At 45.1% G+C, this 18706-nt stretch carries 17 protein-coding genes; 14 read left to right on the forward strand and 3 right to left on the reverse strand.

Going from position 1 to position 18706, the window contains the following annotated elements:
* Nucleotides 1–1449 carry an RtcB family protein gene (locus tag P2H89_RS01375; RefSeq protein WP_275824674.1) on the forward strand — a complete coding sequence of 483 codons (1449 nt, stop codon included), beginning with the start codon at nucleotides 1–3 and terminating at the stop codon, nucleotides 1447–1449.
* A gap of 10 nt (nucleotides 1450–1459) precedes the next feature.
* On the opposite strand, the gene P2H89_RS01380 is transcribed toward P2H89_RS01375, so the two are convergent.
* Nucleotides 1460–2557, reverse strand: coding sequence for a metallophosphoesterase (locus tag P2H89_RS01380; protein WP_275824675.1), 1098 nt, complete (start codon nucleotides 2555–2557; stop codon nucleotides 1460–1462).
* A 140-nt stretch (nucleotides 2558–2697) separates the two neighbouring features.
* Here P2H89_RS01380 and P2H89_RS01385 point away from each other — a divergent pair, with 140 nt between their 5' ends.
* Nucleotides 2698–3255, forward strand: coding sequence for a hypothetical protein (locus tag P2H89_RS01385; RefSeq protein WP_275824676.1), 558 nt, complete (start codon nucleotides 2698–2700; stop codon nucleotides 3253–3255).
* On the opposite strand, the gene P2H89_RS01390 is transcribed toward P2H89_RS01385, so the two are convergent.
* Both P2H89_RS01390 and P2H89_RS01395 read right to left on the reverse strand, forming a co-directional pair.
* Nucleotides 3208–4269, reverse strand: a complete 1062-nt coding sequence (locus tag P2H89_RS01390; protein ID WP_275824677.1) for an acyltransferase — start codon at nucleotides 4267–4269, stop codon at nucleotides 3208–3210. The two genes, P2H89_RS01385 and P2H89_RS01390, sit on opposite strands and share 48 nt — an antisense overlap.
* 11 nt (nucleotides 4270–4280) lie before the next feature.
* Entirely contained in the window at nucleotides 4281–5477 is a 1197-nt protein-coding gene (locus tag P2H89_RS01395) for a heparan-alpha-glucosaminide N-acetyltransferase domain-containing protein (RefSeq protein WP_275824678.1), read from the reverse strand.
* A 744-nt stretch (nucleotides 5478–6221) separates the two neighbouring features.
* Here P2H89_RS01395 and P2H89_RS01400 point away from each other — a divergent pair.
* The 12 genes from P2H89_RS01400 (at nucleotide 6222) to P2H89_RS01455 (ending at nucleotide 18706) form a co-directional block, all read left to right on the forward strand.
* A complete protein-coding gene (locus tag P2H89_RS01400) occupies nucleotides 6222–6737 on the forward strand; it encodes a UpxY family transcription antiterminator (RefSeq protein WP_275824679.1) in 516 nt (171 codons plus the stop codon).
* Between the two features lie 55 nt (nucleotides 6738–6792).
* On the forward strand, nucleotides 6793–7569 hold the full coding sequence (locus P2H89_RS01405) for a polysaccharide biosynthesis/export family protein (RefSeq protein WP_275825389.1): 777 nt from the start codon (nucleotides 6793–6795) through the stop codon (nucleotides 7567–7569).
* Between the two features lie 113 nt (nucleotides 7570–7682).
* Complete coding sequence (locus P2H89_RS01410) at nucleotides 7683–9965, forward strand: polysaccharide biosynthesis tyrosine autokinase (RefSeq protein WP_275824680.1); 2283 nt, start codon at nucleotides 7683–7685, stop codon at nucleotides 9963–9965.
* Between the two features lie 17 nt (nucleotides 9966–9982).
* Nucleotides 9983–10822 carry an ABC transporter permease gene (locus P2H89_RS01415; protein WP_275824681.1) on the forward strand — a complete coding sequence of 280 codons (840 nt, stop codon included), beginning with the start codon at nucleotides 9983–9985 and terminating at the stop codon, nucleotides 10820–10822.
* Between the two features lie 5 nt (nucleotides 10823–10827).
* A complete protein-coding gene (locus P2H89_RS01420) occupies nucleotides 10828–12069 on the forward strand; it encodes an ABC transporter ATP-binding protein (protein WP_275824682.1) in 1242 nt (413 codons plus the stop codon).
* A 66-nt stretch (nucleotides 12070–12135) separates the two neighbouring features.
* Complete coding sequence (locus tag P2H89_RS01425) at nucleotides 12136–12747, forward strand: acyltransferase (protein WP_275824683.1); 612 nt, start codon at nucleotides 12136–12138, stop codon at nucleotides 12745–12747.
* A 12-nt stretch (nucleotides 12748–12759) separates the two neighbouring features.
* On the forward strand, nucleotides 12760–13668 hold the full coding sequence (locus P2H89_RS01430) for an NAD-dependent epimerase/dehydratase family protein (RefSeq protein WP_275824684.1): 909 nt from the start codon (nucleotides 12760–12762) through the stop codon (nucleotides 13666–13668).
* A 42-nt stretch (nucleotides 13669–13710) separates the two neighbouring features.
* Nucleotides 13711–14886: a glycosyltransferase family 4 protein gene (locus tag P2H89_RS01435; RefSeq protein WP_275824685.1), complete on the forward strand. Its 1176-nt coding sequence runs from the start codon at nucleotides 13711–13713 to the stop codon at nucleotides 14884–14886.
* Between the two features lie 2 nt (nucleotides 14887–14888).
* Nucleotides 14889–15728 carry a glycosyltransferase family 2 protein gene (locus tag P2H89_RS01440; protein ID WP_275824686.1) on the forward strand — a complete coding sequence of 280 codons (840 nt, stop codon included), beginning with the start codon at nucleotides 14889–14891 and terminating at the stop codon, nucleotides 15726–15728.
* Nucleotides 15718–16365, forward strand: coding sequence for an acyltransferase (locus P2H89_RS01445; protein ID WP_275824687.1), 648 nt, complete (start codon nucleotides 15718–15720; stop codon nucleotides 16363–16365). The genes P2H89_RS01440 and P2H89_RS01445 overlap by 11 nt, the downstream gene beginning before the upstream one ends.
* On the forward strand, nucleotides 16362–17504 hold the full coding sequence (locus P2H89_RS01450; protein ID WP_275824688.1) for an N-acetyl sugar amidotransferase: 1143 nt from the start codon (nucleotides 16362–16364) through the stop codon (nucleotides 17502–17504). The genes P2H89_RS01445 and P2H89_RS01450 overlap by 4 nt, the downstream gene beginning before the upstream one ends.
* On the forward strand, nucleotides 17504–18706 hold the full coding sequence (locus P2H89_RS01455; RefSeq protein WP_275824689.1) for a glycosyltransferase family 61 protein: 1203 nt from the start codon (nucleotides 17504–17506) through the stop codon (nucleotides 18704–18706). The genes P2H89_RS01450 and P2H89_RS01455 overlap by 1 nt, the downstream gene beginning before the upstream one ends.

Consider the following 18706-nt stretch of genomic DNA (forward strand, 5'->3'; position numbering starts at 1 on the left):
ATGGCAAAGTTAAAATTGAAAGGAAAAGAATTGAGAGCGATCGGTTATCCGGAAGGTCCGGTGATCAGCATTGCTATGCATTTAATGGAACGTAACTATAAGCATCATACAGGGGAGCAGGCGCTTGAAATATTGAAACGTGTGCTGGATGCTCCCGGCGAGTTCCTGGCAGATGAGGTGTTGGCGCCTATTGCGGAACAGCTGATGCCCAAGCCCGAGCCGGAAGGTGAGGATATTCCGCTGAATCAGACCGGGGTGCAGTACAATGTATTTGGTGGTGAGTTTATTGAATCCGGCGCGATGAACCAAATGAACCAGGCTGCCAGGCTACCTGTATCGGTTGCCGGTGCCCTGATGCCTGATGCCCATGCGGGTTATGGACTGCCGATCGGTGGTGTGCTTGCTACGGAAAATGCTGTGATTCCCTATGGCGTAGGCGTGGATATCGGTTGCAGGATGTGTTTGTCTGTTTTCGACATCGATCCTAAGGAGCTTACTCAGCGGGAAAGCTATTTCACCCGAGAGTTGAATGAGGCTACTTTATTTGGTAGCGGACGGCAATTTGACGTGATGAGTGAGCATGCAGTGATCGATCGTCCGGAGTTTGATGATCTGCCGATCCTGAAAAGCTTGAAAGACAGGGCTGCACGGCAGCTTGGCTCTTCGGGTTCCGGAAATCATTTTGTGGAATTCGGGATCGTTGAAATAATAGATAAAGATGTTCAGCTTGGTATTGAGCCCGGTGTTTATCTTGGTTTGCTGAGCCATTCGGGGTCTAGAGCGCTGGGGGCTAATATTGCTAACCATTATACCCGAGTGGCCAAAGACAAAAGGCGTTTGCCTGGCGAAGCCCATAACCTGGCCTGGTTGAGCATGGATGAACAGGAAGGTATTGAATATTGGTTGGCCATGAACCTGGCCGGCGATTATGCAAGTGCCTGTCATCATATTATCCATGCGAAGATCGCGAAGCAGTTGGGACGTCAGCCGTTGAAGATGGTAGAAAATCACCACAATTTTGCCTGGAAGGAAATGTATGAAGACCGGGAGGTGATCGTGCACCGGAAAGGGGCGACCCCGGCAGGGAAAGATGTATTGGGTATTATCCCCGGGTCCATGACTGCCCCTGGTTTCATTGTAAAGGGGAAAGGTGAAGCTGCGTCATTATTCTCCGCTTCGCATGGTGCCGGAAGAAAGATGAGCCGTACGGCTGCACTGAACTCCATCACCAAAAATGCTTTAAATGACATGTTAACCAAGCATGGTGTAAAGCTCCTGGGTGGTGGTTTGGATGAAGCGCCTCATGCCTATAAGGACATTCATACCGTGATGAACGCGCAACAGCATCTTGTGGATACTGTAGGGGCGTTCTATCCGAAGATCGTGAAGATGGATGGTACAGCTCCCAAGCCCTGGATGAAGAAGGGGCAGGATATTGTGGGAGAGTAGGGCTTATGGTTTAAATAAGAGAATCAAAGATGTAATCCAGCGGCGCTTCTTCCAATACTTTCCGTTGGGGGCCGTCATCAGACGACTCCCATTTGGTAAGCCGGATAAAGCCATCCGAGATCTCGATTCCTGTAATATCACCGTCGCTAAAACAACAGCAACCGCTGTTAAAATAACTGGGATGCGCCATGGTTTTAACTACTTGTTTGCCGGCGTATTCCAGTTTTCTTTTTTCAATGTCTGCTGTGATCACCTTTGCCTGCTCTTCGTTATCGGTAGCAATTGCTTTTTCCAATTGTCTAGTAAGCCGGTCAATATGATCGAGCGATGCAAATACTGGTTTATGCGTATGCCCCGAAATGAAGACAAGGTTCTTTTGAGTAGCGCTCCATTCGTACATCATAATATTGTGGCGGTCTACGAGTTCGAATGAGTCTGAGGTAGTGTTGATGGTTACTTCAAGAAAACGCTGTATGGGTGTCCAGATGGCTGCCACCACCCACTTGCTAAATGGATTGCCATCGCTTTTTTTATCGCCCTGATGTCCATGGGTAAGAAACACGGCGTATTCCTGGTTCTTGTATCTTGTCTTTAACAGGACGCCTTCATGTACTTTGAATTTTTCTCCAAAGATGGGCTTCAGGTATTGGTTCTGTTGTATCAGGTAGTTCCATTCGAGATCGTGATTGCCAAATACGCGATAGTACCGGTCTTCCTGCAGGAAACGGGCTTCCTCAAGCAAGGTGAGCCTATTGCTTTCGATCACCGCCTTAGGGGTGTTTTCCCACAATTCTTCACAATCACCGATATTTATAAAGGTATAACCCTGATCAAAATAGTGTTGAAGTGCTCTCCGGTAATTGGTTTCGGCAGGAGCAAAGTCGTCGGCAAAGTCCTTGCATCCTTTATGCTGGTCGGAGAATACAATATATTTTGCGCCCTCCATTTCAAATGGCATGATAACGCCATTGGTTCCCTTGCTTTTTTCTATATCGGCTTTTAGCTTGTTGAGTGATGCAAATACTGCCTCCTTATCGGGAGAGGAGGATACTTTTTCAGCCAGCCATGCTACTGGTTTTCTGAATAGCCATTGCAGGAGCTTTTTCATGCTATAATATATTGAAATTATGGGAATCTATGTCCTTGTGTTGATCACTGATCCCGTTATAGCCAAATTTCAGAAATTAGTTAACTTTATCTGGTGCCGGGTGATCTTCGACGATCGTTTGGCCGCTAATTCCACTTGCTATGAAAGTGACATACGCAGCTCCTACAACTTCGCTTCAACGATGGTTTTGGTGGTTACTGGTCATCAACGTCCTATTTATCTTTGGTGCTGATACTTACCTGCGGCCGCTTACTTATGCCGAAATGGTTCGGTTTGAGATTGCGAAGGATATAACTGTTGCGCAGGGAATTATCAGGGAGTGGACCCTGGGTGGTTTTTTTGCCAAGGTCTTGCAGGGTATATACTTCAACTGCGTTTTTATCGGATTATACACTTTCGGACTGGCTGTTGCCTGTATCTTTTTGTCGAGGCTGACCGGTCACGAGATCCTGATCCGTGCAGGTAAAGGCGCTTTCTGGTTGTTGGCTGGCGCGGCGATTTGCGGTATTATCGGTTCTACAGCTATGATCAAAAGCCTGCAAGGGAATATTTCGAAATGGAATGTGATGATGGCTTATGACATGGCTGCGGCCAGGTTTTCTGTCCTTATTGTTTGCCTGCTGTTTGTGTTGGTTTGCCTTGTCTTTTGGTTAAGCAACAAGCTTTTCAATGGCAACCGGTCTTCTATGCTTTTTTAGTGACAATGCTTTCTTTTCAACGACATGCCAGGATGCGACAGCCAGTATTAATGTTATTGCCAGCGTTATAGTATTGAATTGCCAGTATTTCATTTGATGGCCCCAGGCCTGATCTACACAAAGTTGTACAGGATAGGAGTACAGATAGAAGCCGTATGAAATGTCGGCTGTTCCTAAGTAGACCATTGGTTTACACACGCCTATGCATATAACAGTGTACACGAAAAATAAAACTGTTGGCACAGACGAATAGGCTGGAAACACTTTTAGCGCAAATAGCCAAACGATAAGCAAGGCAAGCCAAATGGTTCCTTTCACAGGAATTTTATCTCTGAAAATGTAAAAAAAGGCTCCACTCATGAAATAGGTGATTAATGTTCGCTCAGGCAGAAATGCCTGTATCGACTGTGCGAATGTTCCCGGAAAGAGTTTGGTCATTAGGCTTGCGAGGAGGATAGAGCACCAGACAATGCCTATTGCAATTCGAAGTGAACTGCCCTTGAGTAAATAACCGATCAACAGTAGACAATAAAGTTTCAGTTCAAGCGGTATGGTCCATAGTGAACTATTAACCGATCGTCCATCAAATGCTCCCGGCAATGTGAACACAACCCGGAAGGGAAGAGCGTTCTGCGCCAGGAAATGCCAGGTTTGCACGTGTGTGATGAATTGAACAAATGGTAAGGTGGTGAAAAAAAGTCCGGTTACCAGTACGGTGAGCAAGGTGCATACAGAAATGCCGGGGATTATCCGGAGCAGGCGGTTACGCAGATAGTCTTTTACCGTTGTTTGACTTAAGCTTCGGCAAACGAGGAATCCACTTAGCGTAAAGAATATATATAACCCACAAGAACTAAGGTGGAATTTCCCGTCGGTCAGCAATTCGAGCGGCTCTCCCTTGTAGGGCCGTTGATACATGGTGGCATGTGAAGCAAACACCATTAGTGCTGCCAACAGGCGAAGCGCATCGAAATTGTTTTGCTTTCTTTCAAAGGTTTTTTCATGGATATACATGTCACTACGCCTTAGACCTTAATATAGATCTTCTTTTTGTCGAGCCAATAAACGATAGACCAATAGAACGCTATCATGCAAATTGCATATAGGAGTGATCCGTTTTTCAGGTTTTCCGATATCGGTTTACAAATATGTTCATAAAACCAGGGGAATGCGCTGGTGTAAACGGGTTTTCCATTATCTCCTACATGGTCTACCCAGCGGAACAGTCCAAGGAACCGGGGCAGGAATCCGCTCAGCACAAAAATGAAAAGGGGGTTTTTGCCAAATACATCGAAGAACTTGCTAAGGCTCCTGGTGATACCTCTGTGTTCGTGTACTTTCCGGAACTCTATCAGGAATATGAGGAATGAAAGAACAAAGATGGCGAGGCCGGTTGTGTAGAGAACAAATGAGCTTGACCAGATCTTTTTGTTAATGGGGAATACCATATCCCAGCAAAAGCCTGTAAATATCAATAGGCCTGCGGCCACAAAGAGGTGGGTAAGCATTTCATAGGTTTTGCCTTTTTGCTGAATATAATGTCCAACGAAGTACCCAAATATCACCTGCACTATCGAAGTGAGCGTACTGGTAATTCCCTCCGGATCGAAGGGTATCCCTTCTCCTTTGTACATGTGTGCTACTCCCAAAATGTCTTTGTCGACCTGGGTGCCAAAATATCCCTGCAGGCTGAAAGGATCGGCTGGGTTGCCCAGGAGGCACCAAACCCAATAGCCGAGCATTAAGATGATGGAAGCGAAAAGAGCTCCCCGTATTTTAAAAAAGTAAACGATCAATGAGGCGAAGCAATAGCTGAGTGCGATGCGTTGCAATACGCCAAGGATACGGACGCCGGAAGGTGTTTTGCCTTCAACGAGTGGGTCAGTCCATGGGCGGAAGGAGAGTGCTCCATCGACCCATCTTACAAATGGTGACCAGTTGAGAAACAGGCCTATAGCAAATATCAGCAGGGTACGGGTGAGGACTTTTTTGAGGAAAACGGGTGTGCCGGCAGCTTCCAGCCGGGGCATTACGAACGACATGGCGTTGCCGACCGCAAAGAGGAAAAAGGGAAATACAAGGTCGGTAGGAGTGCATCCGTGCCAGGGGGCGTGTTCGAGCGGAGCATAGATATGTCCCCAGCTTCCGGGGTTATTTACGAGGATCATGAGGGCTACTGTGGCGCCACGGAATACGTCGAGGGAATAGAAGCGTTGGGTCAAAGCTGATCAATTTATAGGGAAAGATAAGGAACAAGGTTGAAGGAGCAAGATGTGTCGTGCTGTCAAACTTTGTAAAGAATTAAAATGAATTAAGAAGCTGATCATGAATTTGGTCTGTGGTTTGTAATGGGAGTGCTGCGCTTTACCTTTCGAAGCCGGATGAGCTTCGGGTAGCTACTTGTTAGCGTTACGCGTATACCCCAAGCATTGGATGTCGAAACTGAGGCTAGAGCTTATCATGTTGGCAGTCAATTGTGCTAATCCCTGAATAGACTGAAGAAGGTTTCCAATAGATTATTTCAATTAGCCATATCTGCCAATATGGAAATCGCTCAGTTTTGTGACTGAGAGATTGATATTTTTTATTGAAAAATAATGGTTTAAGTATTTTAATGGCGTGATTTTGCGCATTAAAAATCTCCTATATTTGCAAACGTCCAACGAAAAGTTGGCAGTCCAATTTTAGGTGACCTGGAACGAATACCTGTGAAAATAACACAACACTCATTTTTACAATATTATAGGAAGGGTATGGGGAGTACTTCTCTGGAAGGCTCACTTATACCCTTTTTCGCTTTATAGGATATAGACCTCAATTTGGTTAAGTATTGTTAATCAGTCACTTATTCGATAAATGTGGGACTGAGGTGGCGAAGCTATGGGTGGGAAGCGTGAACGTTGTACTTGACATAGCAATGGCAATGGAATGATTAAAAGTTCGTTAGATAGGATCTTATTATTCAGATGAGCAGTAATGGAACCATAAAGAAGTGGTATGCGATCTATACCAAGCCCCGATGGGAGAAGAAGGTCTATGGCCTTTTGTTGGAAAAGGGGGTAGAGTGCTATTGCCCATTGAATAAGGTGCACCGTAAATGGAGTGACCGGATAAAAGTTGTGGAAGAGCCTCTCTTCAAGTCCTATGTTTTTGTGCGTGTTACCGAAGATGATAAAACGCCTGTTAGGATGGTAGATGGGGTAGTAAATTTTGTGTACTGGGAGGGCAAGCCGGCGATCATCAAGGATAAAGAAATACTAACAATTCGCAAGTTCCTAAGCGACTTTGAAGATGTGGAGGTTCGGCAAATCAATCTTGCCGCAGAGGATACGGTTGTCATTCAACAAGGCGTATTGATGGGGAAAAAAGGTACCGTTAAACGCGTGCTGCGCAAAAAAGTCGAGGTTTTGATTGAAAGCATTGGATTTACATTAACAGCTTATATCGACAAATCAAAAATCGGGGTGATTGAAAAACAATAGAATCGATAAATACCTTAAAACGATCTTCATGCAACGCCTATCAGGCATCATTTTGATGGCATTTGTAATCCTACTGGCTAGTTCTTGTGGCAATGTTAAGAATCTTCAGTACGTGCAGGGCAGTTTCGACACGGCGAGGTTAAGCAAAGTTCAGTTTACCGATCCGGTCATTCAAACCGGCGATTTGTTGGGTATAACTTTATTCAGTGACGATGCCAGTGCAACGGCTGCTGTATCAGGCCAGCCGATAGCCTTGGATATTGATGCGAAGAGCACGAAACCTGAACTATTTAATGATAACCCTGCCAAGAGCTCTACCGGCTACCTGGTTAGCCATGATGGATTTATTCAGCTGTATAAAATTGGCAGGATACAGGCAGCTGGAATGAGCAAAAGACAATTGGCCGATACGCTGGCTGGGCGTTATGTTGCGTTGGACCTTTTAAAGAATCCTTATGTTGAGGTTCGCTTCCTTAACTATAAAGTGACTTTGGTTGGTGAGGTAAGCCGGCCGGGCGTATACAGTTTTCCCACTGAAAAGATCAGCATCTTTGACGCCATTGGCCTGGCCGGAGACATTACGGTATACGGGAAGCGGGATAATGTCATGGTTGTACGGGAAGTTAATGGTGTGCGCCAGTTTGCTCAACTAGACCTTAGTAAACCAGAGGTATTCGCATCTCCCTATTATTATCTGCAGCAAAATGATATGGTGATTGTGGACGTGACCAAGAAGAAGGCTGCGTTAAATGACCAGGCTACGGTTCGAAATATCACTATTGCCACCAGTATTTTAGCAACTATAGCAATCTTCATCAATATATTCAATTAACCATGGTAGAAGAGATTTTAGAACCAAAACGGTCGAGGCTTTCAATTACGCCCCGTGAGATCATCTTTAAGTACATCCGGTACGTGCCATGGTTGATCGTTTCGGTAGTGATCATGCTGGCTGCCGCTTATTTGAAGCTGCGCTACTCCACACCAACCTACAATGTTTCTGGTAAACTGTTGGTCAACAGTCAGACCCCTTATAGCAATGCCGGCGAGAAGTTTGACGACATCTTTATGATGCAGAAGGCTGATAAGTTAAATGATGAGATTGAGATCATTAAATCCCGTTCAATGGCCAGTCGGGTGGTTCGAAGCCTTGGCCTGGAAATGCAAGTTAATAACAAAGGAAAGATTCGTTCTACCATTATTCACCCGGAGGAGGTTCCTTTTGATTTTGAAATCGTTTCTGCTGATTCCCTGAAAGGTTTTGGCATCTTGATCACTATACTGAATGATAATCAGTTCAGGATTAATGAAGCTCCCCAAACATACAATTTTAATGAAGCGGTTGAGGTCGGTGGTGTTCGCTTTCGTCTTAGAGGAGGTAATTCAGATCGGTTAGGGTTTGCGAGTAACGAGTTCAACGTAAGTTGGGTACCAACGGAAAGTATGGCTGCTATGTTGAGCGGCTCGATCGGTGTAGGGCGAGTTGGTGAAGGAACAAATGTCTTAAGCATTTCCTATCAAACAGAAAATATCAGACTGGGCAATGATATTGTTAATCAATACATGAGAGAATATCAACTGGCCAGTCTGGAAGACAAGCGGGAAATTGCCGGCAAAACGCTTTCATTTATTAATAGTCAGTTGGATACAGTATACCGGGAGTTGAAGGGAGTGGAGTTCAATCTGCAGAATTACCGGCAGAAGAACCAGGTTTATAGTGCTGAAGCCCAGGCAAACTTATTGTTCAATGAATTATCGGAGAGCAATAAAGAAATAGTCCAACTTGGTATGAAGCTCAAATGGATCGACTACAATATTGCCTACCTTTCTGATAGGCGTAATGAGCACCAGATCATTTCTGCTATGTTGGGAGCTGAAGAACCTGCGTTGATGGAGCAGGTGAGTGCCTTTAATAAACTGCAACTTGACCGATCGACTGCGTTGATTACGATCCCGGCCGGCAACCCTACCATCGTCAAGATGGATGCCGCCATCGAAAAATTGCGTAGTGACATGATATCGAATATGAGGAATGTGCGCCAAACTTATACGCTGGCTTTGGACGAATTACAACGTCAAAACCGTAGTGCAGGTGGTGTGATCAGCACAATTCCATCGAAGGAAAAGCAATTGTTGGAGGTGACCAGGCAACAGGCAATCTTGCAAGAGTTGTATTCTTACCTGCTGCAGAAAAAACTCGAAACAGCGTTGGCGTCTGCGTCTACCATTTCCAGTATTAAAGTGGTGGAGTCGGCGATTTCGAATGGTATTCCTGTAAGCCCCAATCGGAAGGGATTGTATATCATGGCTATCCTTTTAGGGATAGCAATTCCGGTGGGCATTGTATTTCTGTTGGAATACCTGAACGATAAGGTTAAAAGTAAAAATGATATACAGCAAATTACCGATGCTCCCATTCTCGGGGAAGTTGGGCATGCCGACCAGGCTGGAGCTCTTGTAGTTACCAGTAATAACCGGAAATTTTTGGCTGAACAATTCAGGATCATCCGTTCGAATCTGCAATACATTTTACCGAAGGTTGAAAAGCCGGCTATTCTGGTTACCTCTTCATTTAGTGGTGAAGGGAAGTCTTTCATCAGCACCAATCTGGGCTCAGTACTTGCCTTGTCGGGCAAGCGGACGGTGATCCTGGAGTTTGATATCAGGAAGCCAAAGATCCTTAAGGGATTGGGACTTCATGAAAGAAAAGGTATCACAAACTATATAGTAAGTTCGATCAAGCTGGACGAGGTGATTACTCCTGTGCCCGGTGTAGATAACCTTTTTGTGATCCCTTGCGGACCTGTTCCGCCAAACCCCGCCGAAATGCTTCTGGATGAGCGGATCGATCAATTGTTCAAGGAATTGAGGAGCCGCTTTGATGTTATCATTGTGGATACTGCCCCAGTAGGCCTTGTAAGCGATGCGATTTCTCTCGGACGCCATGTGGACGCCATTGTATACATAGTTCGTCATAATTATACGTTGAAAAAGCAGATCCAGTTGATCGATGATATTTATGTGAATAATAAATTACCACACGCCTCTATCATTATTAATGATATTACCAAGCAAGGTGGTTACGGGTATTATGGCTACGGTGGTTATGGCTATGGCTATGGATATGGCTATGGTTATGGAAAAGAAGGCACGAGCTATTTTGATAGTGAAGATGGCCGTAAGCGTTCCGGTTGGAAGAAATGGGTTTCGTTTTCTAAAAAAGACTAATCTTTTAACAGATCACTATGAGTGGTGTAACTGAAGAACTGATCATTGAAGCAGGACGAGCGGAGAAGAACTATTGGAGAGATATCTGGCGGTACCGGGAACTGTTCTATATTCTTAGCTGGAGGGATATAAAAGTACGGTATAAACAAACCGTCATTGGTGCTGCCTGGAGTGTAATACGCCCTCTGCTCACCATGCTGATCTTTACTTTTGTGTTTGGTCAACTTGGCAGGCTGGCACAACCTGGTGGTGCTCCCTACCCGATCATTGTATTTGCCGGCCTTCTGCCCTGGCAATTCTTTTCAACTGCCCTGTCCGAAGCGAGTGGCAGCCTTGTGGGAAACGCGAACCTGATCACTAAGGTTTATTTCCCCCGCCTGATCATTCCTGCCAGTTCAATCATTGTAAGCTTCGTTGATTTCGCCATTTCCTTTTTGTTGCTGGTTGCGGTTATGCTGTTCTACCAGTACCTGCCGCCGTTGCAAGTGCTCTTATTGCCGGTTTTTATCCTGATTGCTTTCCTGATCTCCTTTGGCGTGGGATTGTATGTAACTGCGCTCAATGTGAAGTATCGTGATTTCAGGTATGTTATACCTTTTATCGTTCAGTTGGGTATCTATATTACACCTGTGGGTTATAGTAGCACTGAAATTGTGAACAGGTATTCGGAACAGGCCAGGTTCTGGTATTCATTGAATCCCATGGTAGGCGTTATCGATGGTTTCCGCTGGTGCATTACCGGCGAACCGATGTACTGGCCGGGATTATTGTTGTCGATCGTTATTACCTTTTTCTTTTGCCTGATCGGCATTCGATATTTCCGGAAAACTGAAAAATCTTTTGCAGATAATATTTAAAGAATATGTCAAACCCCGTCATAAAAGCGGAGCACCTTTCGAAGAAGTTTATTTTGTCGCACGAGACACAGGAGCGGTATACGTCGCTGCGGGATGTGCTTTCGCGTAAAGCTAAAGGGTTATTGGGGAACGGGAAGAAACCTGCTGGTAGCATAGAAGAGTTTAAGGCGCTCGATGATGTCAGTTTCGAGATCTATCAAGGCGACCGGGTTGGGATCATTGGCAGAAACGGCGCCGGAAAAAGCACGTTACTGAAAGTGCTGAGCCGAATTACTGAACCTTCCAGCGGATCTATAACTATACGTGGCCGTGTTGCTTCTCTTCTTGAGGTTGGAACCGGCTTTCATCCTGAATTGTCGGGGCGTGAAAATATCTTTCTCAACGGTGCGATCCTTGGCATGAGCAGAACAGAGATCAGGAAAAAGTTTGATGAGATCGTTGCTTTTGCGGAAGTCGAGAAGTTTCTGGATACTCCGGTGAAGCGCTATAGCAGTGGGATGTATGTACGGCTGGCTTTTGCAGTGGCGGCACATCTCGAGCCGGAAATTCTTATTGTCGACGAAGTGCTGGCCGTTGGTGATGCCCAGTTTCAGAAGAAATGTCTGGGTAAAATGGAAGATGTGAGTAAGAATGAGGGCCGCACAGTTTTGTTTGTGAGCCATAATATGGGTGTGATCTCTCAATTGTGCAAAAAGGCGATCCTTTTAAGCAAAGGAAGATTGATCCAAACCGGTGAAACGCGGAAAGTGATAGACAATTATGTATTGAATACCCAGGCCAATTCTAACTCTTACGAAGTAAAGCCTGGTATCGACAAGAATCAAAAGCGGATCTATTTCTCCAGGGTGTCGACCCTGAATACGGACGGCGTTGCTTGCGAAGACTTCCAGTTTGATCAGAATATCGTTTTAGATATCGGCCTTGTGATCACTCAATATGATCATGCAGCCAAGATATCCTTTACTCTACAAAATAATAACGGAGACTACCTGTCTACTTTTGTCGAGGACCTGAGCAGGTTTTATAATGGTAAAGAAGAAGCATCATTTAAGATCAAAGTCCCTTCGCATGTCATTGCTCCCAACACGTATGCTTTCAGGCTGGCTATTTTTCTACCCCACGGTACTACCTATGACCTGGTTGAAATGATCTGTCCGATAAGGATCCACGATTCGGGAACAGATATGGCTATGTTTGAAGGAGCGAATTATGGTAGTTTCTTTCTGAACTACGAGGTGCTTTCTTAACTTCTGACGGTTCAACCCGATGGGACCGCTTTTTAGAGGATATAATTGCTGCAAATCGAATAATCAATGGGTTTTCTACGTTCAATTGCAAGGAGAGTAGTCAATGTATTCAGGGCCCCGGTTCGCCCGGCTTACCTGGATCTTGTTGAGCGAGGCTACCTAAAGGTTGGTAAAGACTGTAACCTGGATGGGGCGAATTTCGTCCTTGTGTGCCAGGAGCCAGGAACTACTTATATCGAAATTGGAGATAAATGCTGCATCAGAGGGACTTTGATGCTATACCGGCAAACCTCGAGAATTTTCATTGGCAATAATGTATATATTGGTCCTGGTACGCTGCTTGAATGTGTTGAGGAGATCAGGATGGGTAATGATATCCTGGTGTCTTTGAATTGCAATATTATTGATACGAATTCCCACTCACTTCATTCGGCTGAGCGGCTGGATGATACTATAGACTGGCAGAAAGGACTTGCATTTAAGAACTGGGATGTGGTAAAGTCGAAAAAGGTAATCATTGAAGACAAATGTTGGATCGGATTGAGGAGTATCGTCATGAAAGGGGTGACATTGGGTGAGGGTACCGTCGTTGGTGCTGGTTCTGTTATTACCAAGAACACCGAGCCCTTTTCCATCATGGCGGGGAACCCCGCAGTTTTGGTACGGAAAGGCGATTAACTGTTTGATGGAATGAAAATATTAATACTTGGTTCGGAAGGATTCATTGGCCGGCATTTAGCCGAGAGTGCTACAAAGCAAGGCTGGTCGGTTGTAGGATGTGACCTTATCGAGGCGGGCGCAACAGCCTACCAGTACCACAAGATCTCCCTGCTATCAGCCGACCTGGAGTTGCTGTTTTCGGAGCATGAATATGATTTTTGTATCAATGCGGCTGGCAGTGGTAGTGTTCCTTATTCATTGACCCATCCGTTAAGTGATTTTGAAGCTAATGTGTCTTCAGTCATCCATGTTCTGGAGGCCATAAGAAGATCTAATCCTTCCTGCTGTTATCTGCATATTTCCAGTGCCGCGGTTTACGGCAATCCTGGCCAATTACCCATTAAGGAATCGGATCCGCTGGGACCACTGTCTCCCTATGGTTGGCATAAAAAGATATCAGAACAATTGTGCCTCGAATATTTCCAGCAGTTTGGAATTCGATCTGCCATTACGAGGCCTTTTTCTGTATATGGTCCTGGACTGCGAAAGCAATTGTTTTGGGATGTTTGTCAGAAGTTATTAAAAGCGCAGGGTTCCCTTGAGCTATGGGGTACCGGCAAGGAGAGCCGTGATTTCATATATGTGGAAGACCTCGTGCAAGCTATCTGGAGCATTCTGGAGAAAGGCGAGATGCAGGCAGAGATATATAATGTTGCCACTGGTGTGGAAACCACTATAGAAGATGTTGTGCGTTTGTTTGTTGAAGCGCTGAAGAAGGACGTCAAGGTGATTTTTAATCAGAAGGTAAGACCTGGTGACCCACTTCATTGGCGGGCGGATATCTCACGGCTATCGGATCTGGGTTTTAGTCCCCGATTTTCGCTGGGAGGTGGCATCGAGGCAACGGCTAAATGGATTAGCGCGTTTTCTCAACAATAAATGTGCTGTAAGTTTTTCAAATGATAAGAATCTGGCTGAGAGATGAGTAAACCGGAAATGGTATTTATTTTTCCCAATTGCATGGGCGGCGTTGCGAGCTTTAACCGTAACCTGATCAATTTTACCACGCTTAATTCACAGTGCTTTATACGGGTGATTTTATTGGAGCCAGAAGGCGATACCCGACCAAAGTTTACGGATGAGATCAGGGCGGATGAGGTCATTCACTTTTCTTATTCGGCTTTGGAAAAGCAATATGACATTTGTTTACGCCTTCTAAAGAATGTTGGAAATAAGCCTGGATGTATTATTACGGATAGCAATGTCGTGTTGAACATGGCTGCGATCTTTAATCCCGTCAAGAAGCTTATCTATTTAGTGCACGATTATTTTTACGTGGCAGGGGCACTTCAGTATCAACCAGTGATTGACGTTGCTGTTGCCCATGCTTCACTGTTTTGTGATATCCTGCTGGCGGCCAGTCCCGATTATCAGGGCAAAGTAAAATACCTTTCATATGGTGTTGAGCTGCCCCGGCAATCCATAAAAAAGCAAGCCGGACCTGCCTTGAAACTAATTTTCCTTGGCAGGCTGGTGGAAGAAAAAGGGGTTAAGCTGTTGAAGGAAATTGATGCTTTGCTGTCCGAAAGGAATGTGCCTGTTGAGTGGACAATTGTGGGTAAGGGTCCCTTGCTGGGCGAGTTAAAGCAGTCATGGAGCCAGAATACCAATGTCGAATTTGTTCAGGCGGCGGATACCGCTTCGGTGTATGCTATTTTAGAGCACCAGGATATTCTTGTTTTCCCTTCGTGGTTTGAAGGAACTCCGGTGTCTATCATGGAAGCGCTTTCGCGAGGAGTTGTACCAGTGGTGTCTAATCTACCTGGAGGTACGCGTGACATGGTAACAGAAGATGTGGGTATGCTTTGTACAGTCAAGGATGCGGCGGCCTATGCCGATGCCATAAGTTTTTTACACAGTAACCGTGACGCCCTGTCGAATATGCAGTCAGCCTGCCTGGATGCCTGCGGTGTGCGATTTGATATCAGGAAGGCTTCGGACACCTATTTTAACTTTTTCCTCGAGCAGGCTGCACGCACGCCCAGTTCGAAACAGACTGCTCAGTTGATACAATTGTCCAGGTTGGATAAATCATTCCTGCCGGGCTGGGCTGTTTATAATTTCAGGAAGTTCAGGCGTTATCTCTTTCAAAAATAGGTATGAATACTCCACTTGTTAGTGTTTTGATGACCTCATATAACCGGGAGAAGTATATAGCGTATGCTATTGAAAGTGTATTGGCTTCGACTTACAGTCACTTTGAGTTGATCATCACAGACGATGGATCGAAGGACCGGACTGTAGAGATCGCCCGCAAGTATGCCCAGCAGGATGAAAGGGTTAAAGTGTTCCTCAATGAAAAGAACCTGGGCGATTATCCCAACCGGAACAAGGCGGCGAGTTATGCAAGTGGGAAGTACCTCAAATATGTGGACGCGGACGATTATATATATCCAAGGGGGTTGGAAATCCTGGTTGAAATGATGGAGCAGTTTCCTGAAGCTGGTTGGGGGTTGTGTTCGCTCGATCAGTATGTGGGCAAACCGTTCCCTTTTATGCTTTCTCCTTCGGAGGCCTATTTGTTCAATTACAAAGGGCCAGGTTTATTTCATAAGGCGCCTCTCTCTTCCATCATAAGAAGGGATGTATTTGAGCAGGTAGGTGGATTTAATCCTATCCGCATGGCAGGAGATTTCGATATGTGGAACCGGCTTGCCAGGTATTTCCCGGTGGTGTTGATGCCACAAGGAATTGTCTGGTACCGCGAACATGGCGAGCAGGAAGTTAAGTACTATCGCCAATTTATAAAGATCTATGAGTCATTAAAGATCGAGCATTTGCGAAGTAGAGACCTTCCTCTGGAATCTTCCATCGCCAATGAATTGATGAATGCAGAGAAAAAGCGGTTGATGAAGGGTGTTTTAGGTGCAATGATCCGATTGAGGCCAGCTGCTTTCAAAGATAATCTTGTCAGAATTCGCCAGTACTATGCTCGATAAGCTAAAGTATTTTCTACAAAGGCCACTGCAGTTGCCCATTGTGTTGATCACGAAGCTGCCTTATTTCAAGTTCATTCATGAAACCCTGGATTACCAGGGACGTGTAAATTTTGAATTTTGGTTTAAGCAGAAAGTGTTGAACCTGGGTGGTAACCGAAAGGCTTATTGGCCGGTACACTGGACAAGTGAGGTATATGATGTAGAGAATATCCTGGTAGGGGTTGATGCCTATCCCGGCATCATGAAAGGCTGCTATATTACTGGTAAAGGAGGTCTCGAGATAGGAGATTATACGCAGATTGCTCCGAATGTTGTCATTGTCACCTCCAATCACGATGTGTATGACAGTCGTAAATCGTTAACCGCGCCGGTAAAGATCGGCCGGTATTGCTGGCTGGGGGCAGGTGCCAAGATCATGCCGGGCGTTGAGTTGGGTGACTGGACCATTGTGGGCGCAGGAGCTGTCGTAACAAAGTCGTTTGCGGGAGGGTATTGTGTCATTGGTGGTGTGCCCGCACAAAAGATCAAAGACCTTGAACGGGAAAAATGTATTCCATTTAATGCTTCACAAGCATACAATGGCTATATAAAATCTGATAGGTTTCAAGCCTATAGAAAGAAAAATCTTACAATATGAAGCAGGCGGTAAGGGATTATAAACAATGTACGATTTCTGTAATGGATACCATTGCAGACCCCGACATAAGTTTCGACAAAAATGGAATTTCAAATTACTATTACGAATACAAGGCAGCCGAAAAGGAACGAGTTTTTACCGGTGATGAAGGTAAGAAGCGTTTGGAAACGCTGATCAATACGATCATCGATGAAGGAAAGGGAAAACCCTATGATTGTATCGTTGGCCTGAGCGGTGGTGTCGATAGCTCATATGTTGCCTATAAAGCCAAAGAATACGGATTGCGTCCATTGACAGTTCATTTCGACAATGGCTGGAATTCGGAATTGTCGGTCATGAATATCGAGAATATTGTCAATAAATTGGGGTTTGACCTGCATACGCTGGTGGTTGATTGGGAAGAGTTCAAAGACCTGCAACTGGCTTACCTGAAGGCTTCTGTAGTGGATATTGAAGTGGCTACCGATCATGCAATCTCAGCTACCTTGTTCAAGCTCGCGAAAGAACATAAGATAAAACATATCTTAAGCGGATCGAACGTATCTACCGAATGCATAATGCCCAAAAGTTGGATATTCAACAAGGGCGACCATGCGAATTTGCTCGATATTCATAAACATTACGGGACAAGGCCGCTAAAAACATATCCTATTTTTGATGCCTATCTCAAAAGGTATTGTCATCACGTACTAAAAGCCCGTTGGGTATCATTCCTGAATTACATTCCTTACAATAAGAAAGAAGTAAAGCAAACCATTACCCGTGAACTTGGCTGGCGTGATTATGGGGGCAAGCACTATGAATCTATCTTCACCAAATTTTACCAGGCTTATATCCTGCCTGAGAAATTCAAGGTGGACAAGAGAAAGCCACACCTCACCAATCTTATCCTATCGGGCCAGATCTCAAAAGAAGAAGCTTTGGCCGAATTAAAGCTGCCCTTGTACCCTGAAGCTGATTTCAAGAATGACTATGAATTTGTGTTGAAAAAATTCGGGTTCACTCCAGATCAGTTTGAGTCGATCATGAAGTTGCCTCCCAGGAAACATACTGACTTTAAAACTGAGACATCACTCTATACCACTTATCCTGCGTTGAAGATTGTAAGACCCCTCATAAAACTCATCAAGGGCGAATAATGAAAAGTGGTTTGAAGCATTCGCTGAAGCGCACCATTATCGGTATCAGCAACGGACTGAATATCAGTTCGAGATATTTTGGCGCTCCAAAAGGATGGATTGGCGCGAAAGACTGGATTGCGAAACACGCAGATATGCCGGGGGCCGCTTTTACTGAAGTTTTTCCGGGGCGGGAGCAATCGCACGGCCTTCCTGTTACATTGGATGATACGGTACATCAGATATTTTCAAATAATGCCAACTGGCTGCAGCCGGCTGCTTTCGTTGCCAGCATCCCCAAAGGCAGGGCATGGGGCCGTAATGGTGCTGTGATTACCTGCGATGATCTGCTCATTGGAGATGTTTCCAGAGAGTTTGGGAAGTACGGCGGCGTATTCAATGAGGAACACAGTATTTTCCAGCAGGTAAAGCTGGCAGGTATCAGGAAAGTAAATGGCACTGTTGCAGTGGTGGCTGCGCCGGGCAGCACTAATTATCACCATTGGCTGTATGATACGTTACCTCGTATCGGGTTGCTAAAAAGTGCCGGTTTGTTTGATAAGGTTGACTATTTTGTTATTGACTACAGGGAACTTCCTTTTCAAAAGGAAAGTCTACGGGCCGTGGGTATTGATCCTGCCAGGGTAATAGCCTGCAATGATCACTGGAAATTTCATATTGAAGCAGATCTGTTGATTGTGCCTTCCCTGCCTGCTCAACTGGGTACTATTTGTGAGTGGACTACCCAATTCTTGCGTAGCACGTTTCTGAAAAATGATCATACAGCGCCTGGTACAAACTATAATATTTACTTAAGCCGAAAGAAAGCGCCCACCCGGAAACTCATCAATGAGGGGGCATTTTTTGAAGAAGTATTGAAGCCACTTAATTTCATAGAGTTTTTTGCGGAAGATCATTCCATCAGTGAAACGGCCAGGTATTTTGCCAATGCCCAACATGTTGTTGGCGTTCATGGAAGCGGATTTGCCAACCTGGTGTTTTGCAGTTCCCAAACAAAGGTTATAGATATTGTAGCTCCAAGACATATAGACGCTTACTATTGGCTACTAACCGATTATACGGCCTCCAGATACGGCTATATTTTTGGCGCCGGCAACAGGGCCCATGAACAAGAAGACCTTGTACAAAACAAGGTAGATCAAGACATTGAACTAGATATCTCCCAATTCAAAGCATTGATGCAATTAATGCAAATCCATTAA

Source organism: Paraflavitalea sp. CAU 1676 (assembly GCF_029223285.1).
Classification (GTDB): domain Bacteria; phylum Bacteroidota; class Bacteroidia; order Chitinophagales; family Chitinophagaceae; genus Paraflavitalea.